Genomic DNA, 12,833 nt, shown 5'->3' with positions numbered 1-12,833 from the left:
CAAACTCCTGCCACCCCAGAACTTGGGCTGACCACACCCCGGTCCAGCATCGCCGGCCAATCACGGCGAGCCTCACCCCTCAAGGAGTCACAGTGTTCAAGAAAACCATCATCACCAGCGCCGTGCTGGCCGTTGCCGCCGGCACTGCGCTGGCGCAGGACGCCCAGAAACTGGAGCGCATCGAAATCACCGGTTCCAGCATCAAGCGCATCGATGCCGAAACCGCGGTGCCGCTGACCATCGTGACCCGCGAATCCATCGACAAGTCCGGTGCGTCCAACGTGCAGGAACTCGTGGACCGCCTGAGCTCCAACAACGGCGGCGGCCGCTCGCTCGGCCAGTCCATCGGTGACTCCAACGCCACCGGCCAGAGCGGCGCCTCGCTGCGCGGCCTGGGCCGCGAGCGCACCCTGGTGCTGCTGAACGGTCGCCGGCTGGCGATCTATCCCTTCGCTGGCGCCGGCGTCGACCTGAACGCCATCCCGCTGGCTGCCATCGAGCGCATCGAAATCCTGCGTGACGGCGCCTCGGCTACCTATGGCTCCGACGCCATCGGCGGCGTCATCAACTTCATCACCCGCAAGGACTTCCGTGGCGGCGAAATCACCGCCAGCTACGAGCAGCCCCAGGCCACCGGCGGCACCGTCGTGTCGGCCCAGGGCGGCGTCGGCTTCGGCGACCTGGCCAAGGACAAGTTCAACATCCTCGGCAGCTTCAGCTTCCAGGAATACGACGTGATCCGCGCGGCTGACCGTGACTTCGCCAAGACCGGCAATCGCCCGGACCTGGGCGTCGTGAAGTCCTCGGGCAACACCTTCCCGGCCAACGCCTACAACGCGCAGACCGGCGCCTACATCCCGGGCGTCGCCGGCTTCCCGAACTGCAACCCGCCGGACAGCTTCAAGGGCTCGGCCAACTGCCGTTACGACTACACCAGCAAGATCGACATCGTGCCGGCGTCCACCCGCATCGGTGGTCTGCTGCGCGGCACGGCCGAGCTGAGCGCCGAGCATCTGCTGTTCGCCGAACTGTCCTACTCGCGCAACGAGATCACGCTGGGTTCGTCGCAGACCCCGTCGAGCACCTCGGGCCGTGATGACTACTACTACCCCGCCGGTGGCAAGTACTACCCCACCGCTGCCGTGGATGCGTCCTCCAGCGCAGGCTATCGCGGTGACCTCGTCATCGCCTGGCGCATCGTGGACGGCGGTCAGCGCCTGACCAAGGTCACCAACGACATGACCCGTGCCCTGGTGGGCGCCGAGGGCACCCTGGCCGGCTGGGACTACAAGGTCGGCCTGATGCGCGCGACCTCCAAGGCCAAGGAAGACTTCCTGACCGGCAACTTCTCCGACACGCAGCTGGTGCGCGTGCTCAAGACCGGCCTGGTCAACCCCTTTGGCCCGAACGACGCCGTCGGCCTGGCCCTGCTGAAGGAGGCCGAGCTGTCGGGCAACAACCGTTCGTCCAAGACCACGCTCGATGCCTTCGACGTGTCGGCCTCGCGTGAGCTGTTCGCGCTGCCGGGCGGCAACGCGGCGCTGGCCGCCGGCCTGGACCTCCGCAAGGAAAAGTACCTCGACGGCTACTCCGACATCGCCGGATCCGGCGACATCGTCGGTGGCTCCGGCACGGCCGGCAAGGTCAGCGGCGAACGCAAGACCATGGGTCTGTACGCCGAGCTGAACCTGCCCGTCATCAAGAACCTGGAACTGAACGCCGCCGTGCGTGCCGACCGCTACACGGGCGCCTCGGGTTCCTCGCGTGACGGCTCCTTCAGCTCGCCCAACCTGTCGTCCACCAGCCCGAAGGTGGGCCTGCGCTGGACGCCGATGAAGGAACTGCTGGTGCGCGGCTCCTACGGCAAGGGCTTCCGCGCCCCGGCGCTGGACAACCTGTACGCCCCGTCGTCGCTGACCAACACGGGCGGCAACTTCAACGACCCGTACTACAACACCGCCGTGGGTTGCGCTGCCAAGCCCAACACCAACTACTGCGACACGCAGCTGACGGTGCAGAACAACAGCAACCGCAACCTGAAGCCTGAGAAGTCCAAGACGGCCACCGTCGGCGTCGTGTTCGAGCCGATGAAGGACCTCTCGATGGAAGTCGGCTACTTCAGCATCAAGATCACCGACGGCATCAAGTCGCTGTCTGGCGACGACATCCTGAAGGACTGGTACAAGAACCAGACCGGCCCGACGACCAGCTCCTCGGTCTACGCCAACCGCCTGATCAAGAACGCCCAGGGCTACCTCGACTACGTCAAGGCCTCTCTGGAGAACGTGGGTCAGGCCACGGCACAGGGCTTCGACCTGGCAGCCAAGTACCGCGTGCGCACCGAGTTCGGCAGCTTCACCCCCGCCTGGGAAGCGACCATCGTCACCAAGAGCAGCGAGACCAACGTCGTCACCGGTGACGTCGAAGACAACCTCGGCAAGTACTACCTCGGCGGCCCCATCGTGCGCGTGAAGCAGAACTTCAGCCTCGACTGGGACACCAGCGCCTGGGCGGCCGGCGTTCGCTACTTCCGCCAGAGCGGCTACCGCGACTACGACGAAGTCCGTCACGTCTCCAAGTACGACCTGTGGAACCTGCAAGGCCAGTACAAGGGCGTGAAGAACCTGGTCCTGACCGCTGGCGTGCTGAACCTGCTCAACAAGAAGCCCCCGGTCACGGTGCAGGAAGACTACTTCCAGGTCGGCTTCGACCCGACCTATGCCGACGTCAAGGGCCGCAGCTTCTACGTGCGCGCCAACTACAAGTTCTGACCCTTCCCGGTCGAACCACAATGAGCAGGCCTTCGGGCCTGCTTTTTTTCTTTCTCAGAGGCGCCCCTCATGGACTACCTCAACCCCGCACTCGACCTGGACCGCCTCCATGCGGAGTTCGGCGCCGAGCGCCGACTGCTGATCCGCGACTTCTTCAGGCCCGAGGTGGCCGAGGCACTCGCTCGTGCCGTCGAGGCCATCGACTGGAGCCTGTGCTATCGCGATGCCAAGGGCGATCGCCGCCTGACCGGCGAACAACTACGCAGCCTTGACGACAGCCAGCGCGCCTATCTCGTGGACGGCATCGTCGAAGTGGCGCGGCGACAGTTTCAGTTCTCCTTCTACACCGAGTCGCTCGGCGACGCCCTGAAGCGAGGTGACGAAGGGCTGCTCGCGCGCTTCATTCGCTACATGGCCGACGAGGCCTTCCTGTCCATCATGCGCCGCATCACCGGCATCCCGGAGGTGAACCGCGTGTACGCGCAGGCCACGATGTACGCGCCGGGGAGTTTCCTGCTGGCACACGATGATCATGTGGACGCCGAGAACCGCCGGTTGGCGTATGTGATCAATCTGACCCGCCAATGGCGCCCGGACTGGGGCGGCCTGCTGCATTTCGGCCGTCCGGATGGCAGCGTCAGCGACACCTTCTTCCCGCATTTCAATTCAATGTCGGTGTTTGCGGTACCACAAACGCACTTCGTATCGTATGTGCCGCCATTCGCGCAGGGGCAGCGCAATGCCATCACGGGATGGCTGATCGCGGCGTGAGCGCTCTGGCGCCGACTGCATTTGTGTCGAGATGCGTGTAATCGCGCTGTTCCCGCTGCCCGGGTTAGCCCCAGGAAAGTGCCCCAAACCGGGGGGCTAAGATGCCGCGTGGCCAGGTTCGGCCAGAGGTGCAGTTTCCCTGCGCCTGGCTCGTGGCGATGAAACGCATGCCCGACGGCTGAGGCCACCGGGCGTTTTTTTTGGCGCGAACAGGTGCTGTAAAGAAGCCTTGCACACTGGCCCTACTGCGTGTTTTCGACGAGGCGGAACGGTTATTTCCGCGGTCTAGAATGCATGCCCTTCGGGGACTTGTTGGCGGCAGGGACGCAACTTCCTGCTGCGGCGGTGGTCACGTTCCTCAGAAGAAGTCTTTGACTGTGATTTGTAGTTGCAAGAAGGAGCGCGCATGAATTTTGCGCAGGAGAAGCAGGGCGCGTCCCGGTTCACGGGCTTCGGTATCGTTGTCCTGATCCACGTCGTGGCCATCTACGCGCTGGCCAGCGGCCTCGCGAAGGATCTCGTCAAGAAGGTCACCGGCCCGATCGACGTGAAGGTGATCGAGGAGAAGGTCAAGCCTCCGCCGCCGCCCGAGAAGGTGGTGCCTCCGCCGCCGGATCTCAAGGCGCCGCCGCCGCCCTTCGTGCCGCCGCCCGAGTTCCAGGTGACCGCACCGGCGCCGCCGGCCCCGGCCATCCAGTCCACCCAGGTGGCCCCGCCTGCCGTGGCCGAAATCCGGCCGCAGCCGGCGCCCGCCCCGGCAGCACCGCCCGCAGCACCGAAGCCGGCTGGCAAGGTCACCGCCGGCATGGTCTGCACGAAGATGGGCAAGCCCGAAGTGCCGTCGGTCAACTGGAGTGGCGACGCCCTTTATAAGGCCGTGGCCACCGTCAAGGCCGGTCGCGTGACGGCCGTCGAAATCACCTCGCTGCGAGGCGGTGTGGACCGCAAGGCGCAGCGCGCACTGGTCCAGTCGATCGAAGCGGCACTGCGTGACACCTACGAATGCCCAGGCGATCACGTGTTCGAGCAGGAGTTCCAGTTCAAGATCGAATAAGAACTTCTCCGTTGTGATCCCGGCGCCCCGCGGGGCGCATTCAGAACCGCATAAACCAGAATCTTTCCCTAGGAGTTGACTCCATGATTTCTCGCATCACCGGCTTCCTGGCCGCCATCGCCATGGCCGCGACCCTGGCTGTTTCGCCCGCCCACGCGCAAGACCAGAAGCCGGCCGACGCCGCCTCGGCCGCTGTGGCCGACGCAGGTGCCGCCCCCGCGCCCGCTGCTGCTCCCGCCAAGCAAGAAAACCCCTACAGCCTGGCCAACATCGTTGCCCACGGCAACGTGGTTGACCAGGTCGTGCTGGCCATCCTGGCCATCATGTCCATGGGTTCGTGGTACATCCTGGTCGTGCGCCTGTGGGACACGAGCAAGCTGTCTTCCGAAGCCAAGGAAGTCCGCGCCACCTTCTTCAAGAAGCCCAGCCTGGCTGATGGCATCAAGGGCCTGAAGGAAGAAAGCGCCTTCCGCTACATCGCCACCGCCGCTGTCGAGGCTTCGGAGCACCACGAAGGCGCCCTGACCGAGAACATCGATCACAGCAGCTGGGTCACGATGAACGTCGAGCGCGCCGTCGCTGACGTCAACACCAAGATCTCCGCCGGCCTGGGCTTCCTGGCGACCGTCGGTTCGACCTCTCCCTTCATCGGCCTGTTCGGTACGGTGTGGGGCATTCTGAACGCGCTGACCGCCATCGGCGTCGCCGGTCAGGCCTCGATCGACAAGGTGGCCGGCCCCGTGGGCGCCGCTCTGATCATGACCGCCATCGGTCTGGTCGTCGCCGTGCCGGCCGTGCTGGGCTACAACTGGCTGGTCAACCGCAACAAGGCCGTGATGGGTCAGGTTCGTTCGTTCGCCGGTGACCTGCACGGCGTCCTGATGGGCAACCGCGCCGTCGCCAAGCGCTGAGTCCTGGCTCGCTCTCGATAAGGAGCTCAAGCTATGGGCATGAACGTCGGATCTGCTTCCGGCGAGGACGAAGTCAATGCAACCATCAACACCACGCCCCTCGTGGACGTGATGTTGGTGATGCTGATCATCTTCCTCATCACCGTGCCGGTGGTGACGCAGACGATCGCTGTGAATCTCCCAAAGGAGACGAACATCGTCCGCGTCACGAAGCCGGAAAACATCGAACTCTCGGTCAGCAAGGACGGCGACGTCTACTGGAACACCAAGCTGATTCCCGACATGGAGGAGCTCGTCAAGCGCCTCGGCAAGGAATCGGTGAAGAATCCGCAGCCCGAGGTGCACATCCGCGGCGACGACAAGTCCCGCTACGAGTCGGTCGGTCGTGTGATCTTCGCCTGCCAACGCGCCGGCATCATGAAGATCAATTTCGTCACCGAGCCGCCTGCGCGCGGCGGTTGAGCCCAGGAGTCAAACATGGGAATGAATGTTGGAAGTTCTTCGGGCAGCGGTGAACCCGATGTCATGATGGACGTCAACACGACGCCGCTGATCGACGTGATGCTGGTGCTGCTGGTGATGCTGATCATCACCATCCCCATCCAGCTGCACACGATCAATCTCGACATGCCGCCGCCGAGCCCGAACCCGCCGACTGAAGAGCCGGTCGTGCACACCGTCATGATCGACTTTGACGGCACCGTGTACTGGGACGAAACCGCGCTGCCGAACATCGACGCCGTGAACGCCAAGATGCAGGAGATCGGTTCGAAGCCGATCGGTGAGCAGCCCGAAGTCCACATCAAGCCGAACAAGCTGGTGGACTATGGGGTTGTGGCTGCCGTGATGGCCTCGGCCCAGCGCAACAGCGTCAAGAAGATGGGCATGGTCGGTAACGAGCAATACGTCAAGTGACGTGACCTCGGGACCGCTGACACCGATACTGTGATGCGCGCTGCCCGAAAGGGCGGCGCGTTTTTGCTTTTCAGGAGAGCAAGTTGAAAGCTTTGAAATCCATCGTGGCTGTCGCCGTTGGCGCCCTGGCCCTGTCCCTGAACGGCGCGCCCGGCGCGGAGTTCGGCATGAGCCAGGCTGCTGCGCAGGACACCGTGCGCAAGGAAGTCGGCACCCCGCTGGGTGAGGCGAGCAAGCTGGTCAAGGCCGGCAAGTACAAGGAAGCCCTGGCCAAGCTGCGTGATGCAGAAGCCGTGGGTGGCCGCACGCCCGGCGAGAACAACGCCATCGAAGGCGTGCGCTTCTCGGCCGCCATGGGCGCCAGCGACCCCGACACCATGGCTCGCTCCTTCGAGGTGCTGAAGGCCAAGCTCGGCGGCCCGCAGCAGCTGCAATACATGGAAGCCATCGCGGGCACCTACCTGCGTGCTGGCAACGCCGCCAAGACGCTGGAATGGGCCAACAAGTACTTTGCCGCAGGCGGTAGCAGCGCGTCGGTCAAGCAGATGCAGCAGCAGGCCCAGTTCAAGTCGGGCGACATGACGGCCGTCCTGAAGGACACCCTGGCCGAAGTCCAAGCCGATGAGAAGGCCGGCAAGGCGCCGAGCCAGGACAAGCTCAACATCCTGCTCTACGCCGCCCAGAAGAAGGGTGATGCGGCGACCGAGTCCTATGCGGTCGAGCGACTGCTCAACTACTACCCGCGCAAGGAACTCTGGGCCCAGGTGCTCGGTGGCCTGCAGGGCAAGAAGGGTTTCGCATCGCGATTCACGATGGACGTCTATCGCCTGCAGCTGGCCACGGGCAACCTGAAGACGGCTGACGACTACATGGAAGCCGCCCAACTGGCCGCGCAGGCGGGCTACCCCGACGAAGGCAAGAAGATCGTCGAGCAGGGCCTGTCGGCGAACATCCTCGGTCAGGGTGCCGAAGGTGCGCGTCACAAGCGCCTGCTGGACTTGATGGTCAAGAAGTCCAACGAAGCCAAGGCGGATGCCGCCAATGCCGAGAAGGCCGCCAAGGACGCCAAGACGGGCGACGAGCTGGTCAAGCTGGGCCTGCAGCGCGTATTTGCGGGCGACAAGGCCGGTGGCCTCGCGCTGGTCGACGCCGGCATGGCGAAGGACAACTTCACCCGCGCCGACGATGCCAAGTTCTACCAAGGCCTGGCTTACTACAACGCGGGCGAGACCTCCAAGGCCATCGCCGCCTGGCGCGGTGTCAAGGGCACGGACGGCTCCGGCGAGCTGGCCCGCCTGTGGCAGGTGCAGGCGCGCAGCGCCAAGAAGTGATGCAGGCTTGCCGGCCCCGAGCCGGCACGTGCCTAGACAAAGAGGCCCCGTGGGGCCTCTTTTTTCGTGGTCAGGGCAGTGCGCCCCTGCAGCCTTTTAGCTCACTTCGGCGCCAGACGGATCGCGCCGTCCAGCCGGATGACTTCGCCATTGAGCATGTCGTTGGTGACGATCTGATGCACCAGCTTCGCGTAGTCCTCCGGCTTGCCCAGGCGGCTGGGGAAGGGCACGCTGGCCGCCAGTGCATCCTGAACCTCCTGCGGCATGCCGAACAGCATGGGCGTGCCGAAGATGCCCGGGGCGATGGTCATGTTGCGGATGCCGTTGCGCGCCAGGTCGCGGGCGATGGGCAGGGTCATGCCCACCACGCCACCCTTGGAGGCTGCATAGGCCGCCTGGCCGATCTGGCCGTCATACGCCGCGACCGAGGCGGTCGAGATGAGCACGCCGCGCTCGCCGGTCGACTCCGGCTCGTTCTTCGCCATGGCCTCCGCCGCGAGGCGGATCATGTTGAAGCTGCCGATCAGGTTGACCGTGATGGTCTTGCTGAAGGCCGCGAGCGAATGCGCGCCGTCCTTGCCCACCGTCTTCATCGCCGGGGCGATGCCCGCGCAATTGACGAGACCGACCAGCTTGCCCAGACCCGTGGCCGCAGCCACCACGGCCTGGCCATCGGCTTCCTGGCTGACGTCGCACTTGACGAACACGCCGCCGATGTCCTTGGCCACTTGCTCGCCGCGCTCTGCCTGAAGGTCGGCCACGACGACCTTGCCGCCGTGGGCGGCCAGCATGCGTGCCGTGCCTTCGCCGAGGCCCGAGGCGCCGCCGGTGACGATGAACACCTTGCCTGCGATTTCCATGATGAGGATCTCCTGGGTTGATTGACGTAAACGTCAATTGTGGCCGACAAAAAAGCCGCGGGGCTCGAGGCGCCGCGGCTTTTGTCGGGGCTGGGGCTGTCAGCTGCTCAGCGCGGTCAGTGCGCGACGCGTGATGTCGTCGACCGAGCCCAGGCCTTCGATGCGGCGGTACTTCGGTGCCGCCGCGTCGCCCGTGGCGGCCCACTGCGAGTAGTAGTCGACCAGCGGGCGCGTCTGGGCCGAGTAGACCTCCAGGCGCTTCTTGACCGTTTCTTCCTTGTCGTCGTCGCGCTGCACCAGCGGTTCACCGGTCACGTCGTCCACGCCTTCCACCTTGGGCGGATTGAACTTGACGTGATAGGTGCGGCCCGATGCCGGGTGCGAGCGGCGGCCGCTCATGCGCTCGATGATGGCGTCGAACGGCACATCGATCTCAAGCACGTAGTCGAGCTTCACGCCGGCCGCCTTCATCGCGTCGGCCTGCGGAATGGTGCGGGGGAAGCCATCGAACAGGAAGCCGCCAGCACAGTCGGGCTGGGCCAGGCGTTCCTTCACCAGCGCGATGATCAGGTCATCACTGACCAGGCCGCCTGACTTCATCACGGCATCGGCCTGCTGGCCCAGCGGCGTGCCCGCCTTGACCGCCGCGCGCAGCATGTCGCCCGTGGAGATCTGCGGAATGCCGTATTGCTTGCAGATGAAGGCAGCCTGGGTGCCTTTGCCGGCGCCAGGGGCGCCCAGAAGGATCAATCGCATGGGTCTCCTCGAACTATTCGCGCGGGGGCGTCACGGTCAAGCGCGCCGCCCCGGGGTCAGCGGTCGAGTATCGCATGCGGACTTTCGCTGGCCTGACGCGCCAGCCCGGGCATCAACCCTGAAGCAGCTGCCTGACGCGGGCGAGATCCTCGGGCGTGTCGACACCCGGGCCCGGTCGTTCCTGGCTCACATGGACCGCGATGCGCTCGCCGTGCCACAGCACCCGGAGCTGCTCCAGCGATTCGATCTGCTCCAGCGGGCTGACCGCCAGCGTCGGGAAGCGCCGCAGGAAGCCGGCGCGGTAGGCGTACAGCCCGACATGGCGCAGCGCCTGGTTGGGCGCGCCGGCACCGTCGCGCCACCAGGCGATGGGGGCGCGCGAGAAGTACAGCGCCCGGCCCGACTTGTCGGTCACCAGCTTGACGACATTCGGGTTCGCAAACTCGGAAGGCTCGGTGAGGGCGTGGGCCACGGTGGCCATGACGCAGTCCGGCTGGGCGGCCAGCGTGGCCGCGCAGGCGTCGATCATGGCGGGCGCGATCAACGGTTCGTCGCCCTGCACGTTCACCACGGCGGCGTCGTCCGCGAGGCCGAGCTGCTCGACGGCTTCCGCGAGGCGGTCGCTGCCCGAGGGATGGTCGGCGCGAGTCATCAAGGCCTGCACACCGTGGGCCGCACAGGCGGCGGCGACTTCGGGGGCGTCCGTGGCCACGACGATGCGGCCGGCGGCGGATTCGGCGGCCCGGCGCGCCACGCGCACGATCATGGGCAGGCCGGCGATGTCGGCCAGGGGCTTGTTCGGCAGCCGCGTGGAGGCCAGCCGCGCCGGGATGATGACGGTGAAGCTCACGGGTTCAGACCCTCACGGGCGTCACGGTGCCGCCAGCGGGGCCGGCGTGCTGGTGGTGTCCGGGTCCCAGGGGCGGGCTTCGTTTTCCAGCATCAGCGGGATGCCGTCACGGATGGGGAAGGCCAACCGGTCGGCACGGCAGCCCAGCGCGGGCAGCTCGCCGTCGCGCAGCATTGTCAGCGGCCCCTTGCACAGCGGGCAGACCAGCATTTCGATGAGGCGTTGATCCATCAGGCTCGGCGCAAAAGAGTGGGGAGGTGGTCGTCCAGCGCGGCCTCGAAGCCGGCGCCGGGCGCGAAGTCTAGCGCCACGACCCAGACGGGCAGGTCCCCGACACGTGACGGCGGCAGCTTCACCGCGTCCTTCTCGGTCAGCACGATGCCGGGCACGTCGGCGGCCCAGGGCAGGGCGGCGAAGTCGGCGTGGTCGGGCAGGGCCAGTGTCTGCAGGTTCAGGCCCAGACCGGCCAGCATGTCGAAGAAGCGCTGCGGACGGGCCACACCCGCCACGGCCAGCAGCCCTGGCTTGTTGCGCAGGGCCAGCAGGGTCTCCATGCGCGCCGGCTGCCCTGCCCACCAGTCGGCCAGGGCCACCGCGCCCGACAGCCGCCGTTCGGCGACAGCGCCCGGCAGCGCGGTGCTGGCACGCGGCGCGTTGTAGACAACGAGCTCATGAGGCGCGAGCCGCTGCGGCGGCTGGCGCAGCGGGCCGGCCGGCAACAGCCGGCCATTGCCCAGGCCGCGTTCGTCGAACACGAGCACGCTCAATTGCCGCGGCAGGCGCCAGTGCTGCAAGCCGTCGTCACTGACGAGCACTTGCAGCCCGGGTTCAGCCGCCAGCAGCGCGCGTGCTGCCGCCACGCGGTCGCGACCGACGGCGACCGGTACGCGGCCGCGCAGGTGGAGCAGCAGCGGTTCATCGCCGACCTCGCGGGCGGTCGACACCCGCGTGACCAGGCCAATGCCATCTTCTTCACGGCCATAGCCGCGCGACACCACGCCGGCCCGCAGGCCGCGCGCCCGCAGCAGTTCGAGCAAGGCGAGGGTGGTGGGCGTCTTGCCGGCGCCGCCGACGATCCAGTTGCCCACGACGATCACCGGCACGGGCAGGCGTTCCACGCGCTTCAGGCCGGTCGCGTAGGCCAGCCGGCGCAGGGCCAGCAGGCCCCCATAAAGCCAGGACAGGGGCAGCAGGCTCGCCGAAAGGGCGCCGCCCGTCAGCCACTCCTCCTGCAGGCGCCGGCTCGCTCGCTCAGCGAGCGTCGGTCTGGGCTGCGAAGGTGACACGCGTGAGCCCCACGCGGCGTGCCGCATCCATCACATTGACCACCGCCTGATGCGGGGTGGCGGCGTCGGCGGAGATGATCAGCGAAGCCTCGGTGTTGCCGCCGGACGCCTGGCGCAGCGACGTGACGAGGATCTCGACCGAGCGCCCTTCCACCGGCTGCCGGTTGACCACGAAGCGGCCGTCCGCCGCGATGCCGACGATCACCTCCCGCGGCCGGTCCTTGAGCTTCTCGGCGTCCGCCGACGGCAGCGTGATCTGCAGTTCGGTGAACTTGGAGTAGGTCGTCGACAGCATCAGGAAGATGAGGATGACCAGCAGCACGTCGATGAACGGGATCAGGTTGATCTCCGGCGGCTCGCTTTGCGGGGAGCGGAATCTCATGGGTCAGTTCATCCGGGGTGGGCGGCGATCAGACGGTGTAGCGGCGCAGTTGGCCCAGCAAGCGGTCGGCGGCGGCTTCCAGCTCCAGCACGTATTCCTCGATGCGACCGCGGAAGTAACGGTGGGCCACCAAGGCCGGGATGGCGATCATCAGGCCGAAAGCGGTGTTGTAGAGCGCAATCGAGATGCCATGCGCCAGCTGCGCCGGGTTGTTGCCGCCGGGTGTCTGGCTGCCGAAGATCTCGATCATGCCGACCACCGTGCCCATCAGGCCCAGCAGCGGGGCGGCAGTCGCGATCGTGCCCAGGGTGTTCATGTAGCGGTCGAGCTGGTGCACCGCGCGGCGGCCGGCCAGTTCGAAGACCAGGCGCAGCTTGCCCTCGGGCATTTGAGGCTCGGTGCGCACGGCGCGCAGGCCGGAGGCCAGCACCTCGCCCAGGATGGACGACTCGGCCAGGCGGTCGACGACGTCGGGCGCGGGCAGCTGCTGCGAGGTCACGTTGAGCACATCGTCAAGCAGGCGCGGCGGCATGATGCGCTTGGCCCGCAGGCTCGACAGCCGTTCGATGATCAGGGCCAGGGCCACCACGGAGCACAGGAGCAAGGGCCAGATCGGCCAACCGGCGGCTTGTATGATCGAAAACAAGGTCGTCCCCGTCGAAAGAGCGGCCGCCCACCGGCCGCTGAGTGCGCGGGATTATGGCCCCTGGAATCGCACGGTCTGCCCATGGCGCACCCCAAGTTGCGCCCGCTCACAACCATCCACCGTTGCTGTGGATAACTTTGTTGACAAGCTCGGGGCGGTGGGCCGCGAGGGCCGTCAAATCAAGGCCTTGAACAACTTGCCTCAAGTTTGAGCAGCGGAAATCGAATTGAAAAACAAGAGGTTATGGGTGCATGACAACGCCGTGACGCGCTTGCCGCGCGAAATGGCCCGCCAAGCAAG

The 12,833-nt window shown here is 66.3% G+C and carries 14 protein-coding genes; 7 read left to right on the top strand and 7 right to left on the bottom strand.

Translation table 11 applies throughout. The annotated features are described in order from the left end of the window. The first annotated feature begins 92 nt into the window (after positions 1 to 92). From CDO81_RS10845 to CDO81_RS10815, 7 genes are all read left to right on the top strand, one after another. Positions 93 to 2,771 carry a TonB-dependent receptor gene (locus CDO81_RS10845; protein ID WP_158218241.1) on the top strand — a complete coding sequence of 893 codons (2,679 nt, stop codon included), beginning with the start codon at positions 93 to 95 and terminating at the stop codon, positions 2,769 to 2,771. 69 nt (positions 2,772 to 2,840) lie between these two features. Then, positions 2,841 to 3,542 (top strand): 2OG-Fe(II) oxygenase, encoded by a 702-nt coding sequence (locus CDO81_RS10840; protein WP_088483222.1) that lies wholly within the window; start codon positions 2,841 to 2,843, stop codon positions 3,540 to 3,542. Between the two features lie 406 nt (positions 3,543 to 3,948). Next, complete coding sequence (locus tag CDO81_RS29115; RefSeq protein WP_088483221.1) at positions 3,949 to 4,596, top strand: energy transducer TonB; 648 nt, start codon at positions 3,949 to 3,951, stop codon at positions 4,594 to 4,596. Positions 4,597 to 4,679: 83 nt separating this feature from the next. Then, positions 4,680 to 5,507 (top strand): MotA/TolQ/ExbB proton channel family protein, encoded by an 828-nt coding sequence (locus tag CDO81_RS10830; protein WP_088483220.1) that lies wholly within the window; start codon positions 4,680 to 4,682, stop codon positions 5,505 to 5,507. Between the two features lie 33 nt (positions 5,508 to 5,540). Next, positions 5,541 to 5,969, top strand: coding sequence for an ExbD/TolR family protein (locus CDO81_RS10825; protein WP_088483219.1), 429 nt, complete (start codon positions 5,541 to 5,543; stop codon positions 5,967 to 5,969). 15 nt (positions 5,970 to 5,984) lie between these two features. Further along, entirely contained in the window at positions 5,985 to 6,422 is a 438-nt protein-coding gene (locus CDO81_RS10820) for an ExbD/TolR family protein (protein ID WP_193466495.1), read from the top strand. An 83-nt stretch (positions 6,423 to 6,505) separates the two neighbouring features. Then, the gene (locus CDO81_RS10815; RefSeq protein ID WP_144397212.1) at positions 6,506 to 7,753 is read left to right on the top strand and encodes a hypothetical protein; all 1,248 of its coding nucleotides are present in this window, start codon (positions 6,506 to 6,508) and stop codon (positions 7,751 to 7,753) included. 101 nt (positions 7,754 to 7,854) lie between these two features. Here the strand turns inward: CDO81_RS10815 and CDO81_RS10810 are convergent, their stop codons facing one another. The 7 genes from CDO81_RS10810 to CDO81_RS10780 all read right to left on the bottom strand — a co-directional run bounded on the left by CDO81_RS10810 (position 7,855) and on the right by CDO81_RS10780 (position 12,533). After that, positions 7,855 to 8,613 carry a 3-hydroxyacyl-CoA dehydrogenase gene (locus CDO81_RS10810; RefSeq protein WP_088483216.1) on the bottom strand — a complete coding sequence of 253 codons (759 nt, stop codon included), beginning with the start codon at positions 8,611 to 8,613 and terminating at the stop codon, positions 7,855 to 7,857. A gap of 99 nt (positions 8,614 to 8,712) precedes the next feature. Beyond that, positions 8,713 to 9,369 carry an adenylate kinase gene (adk, locus tag CDO81_RS10805; protein WP_088483215.1) on the bottom strand — a complete coding sequence of 219 codons (657 nt, stop codon included), beginning with the start codon at positions 9,367 to 9,369 and terminating at the stop codon, positions 8,713 to 8,715. Between the two features lie 112 nt (positions 9,370 to 9,481). Continuing rightward, the gene (gene kdsB, locus CDO81_RS10800) at positions 9,482 to 10,219 is read right to left on the bottom strand and encodes a 3-deoxy-manno-octulosonate cytidylyltransferase (protein ID WP_088483214.1); all 738 of its coding nucleotides are present in this window, start codon (positions 10,217 to 10,219) and stop codon (positions 9,482 to 9,484) included. A gap of 21 nt (positions 10,220 to 10,240) precedes the next feature. Further along, the gene (locus CDO81_RS10795) at positions 10,241 to 10,450 is read right to left on the bottom strand and encodes a Trm112 family protein (RefSeq protein WP_088483213.1); all 210 of its coding nucleotides are present in this window, start codon (positions 10,448 to 10,450) and stop codon (positions 10,241 to 10,243) included. After that, the gene (lpxK, locus tag CDO81_RS10790; RefSeq protein WP_241516953.1) at positions 10,450 to 11,505 is read right to left on the bottom strand and encodes a tetraacyldisaccharide 4'-kinase; all 1,056 of its coding nucleotides are present in this window, start codon (positions 11,503 to 11,505) and stop codon (positions 10,450 to 10,452) included. The genes CDO81_RS10795 and lpxK overlap by 1 nt, the downstream gene beginning before the upstream one ends. Next, positions 11,471 to 11,887 (bottom strand): ExbD/TolR family protein, encoded by a 417-nt coding sequence (locus tag CDO81_RS10785; protein ID WP_088483211.1) that lies wholly within the window; start codon positions 11,885 to 11,887, stop codon positions 11,471 to 11,473. The genes lpxK and CDO81_RS10785 overlap by 35 nt, the downstream gene beginning before the upstream one ends. A gap of 28 nt (positions 11,888 to 11,915) precedes the next feature. Next, positions 11,916 to 12,533 (bottom strand): MotA/TolQ/ExbB proton channel family protein, encoded by a 618-nt coding sequence (locus tag CDO81_RS10780; RefSeq protein WP_088483210.1) that lies wholly within the window; start codon positions 12,531 to 12,533, stop codon positions 11,916 to 11,918. Positions 12,534 to 12,833: the final 300 nt, after the last annotated feature.

Origin of the sequence: Roseateles puraquae, from assembly GCF_002205845.1 — a bacterium.
GTDB classification, from domain to species: domain Bacteria; phylum Pseudomonadota; class Gammaproteobacteria; order Burkholderiales; family Burkholderiaceae_C; genus Pelomonas; species Pelomonas puraquae.
Note: the sequence above shows the minus strand (reverse complement) of the source record. Positions and strands in the feature narration are given on the sequence as shown.

Bases quoted from the DNA above. Each gene is read 5' to 3' on its own strand.
- CDO81_RS10820 (WP_193466495.1), top strand. From the start codon at position 5,985: ATGGGAATGAATGTTGGAAGTTCTTCGGGCAGCGGTGAACCCGATGTC.
- CDO81_RS10830 (WP_088483220.1), top strand. From the start codon at position 4,680: ATGATTTCTCGCATCACCGGCTTCCTGGCCGCCATCGCCATGGCCGCG.
- CDO81_RS10840 (WP_088483222.1), top strand. From the start codon at position 2,841: ATGGACTACCTCAACCCCGCACTCGACCTGGACCGCCTCCATGCGGAG.
- CDO81_RS10785 (WP_088483211.1), bottom strand. From the start codon at position 11,887: ATGAGATTCCGCTCCCCGCAAAGCGAGCCGCCGGAGATCAACCTGATC.
- adk (WP_088483215.1), bottom strand. From the start codon at position 9,369: ATGCGATTGATCCTTCTGGGCGCCCCTGGCGCCGGCAAAGGCACCCAG.
- CDO81_RS29115 (WP_088483221.1), top strand. From the start codon at position 3,949: ATGAATTTTGCGCAGGAGAAGCAGGGCGCGTCCCGGTTCACGGGCTTC.
- CDO81_RS10810 (WP_088483216.1), bottom strand. From the start codon at position 8,613: ATGGAAATCGCAGGCAAGGTGTTCATCGTCACCGGCGGCGCCTCGGGC.
- CDO81_RS10795 (WP_088483213.1), bottom strand. From the start codon at position 10,450: ATGGATCAACGCCTCATCGAAATGCTGGTCTGCCCGCTGTGCAAGGGG.
- CDO81_RS10825 (WP_088483219.1), top strand. From the start codon at position 5,541: ATGGGCATGAACGTCGGATCTGCTTCCGGCGAGGACGAAGTCAATGCA.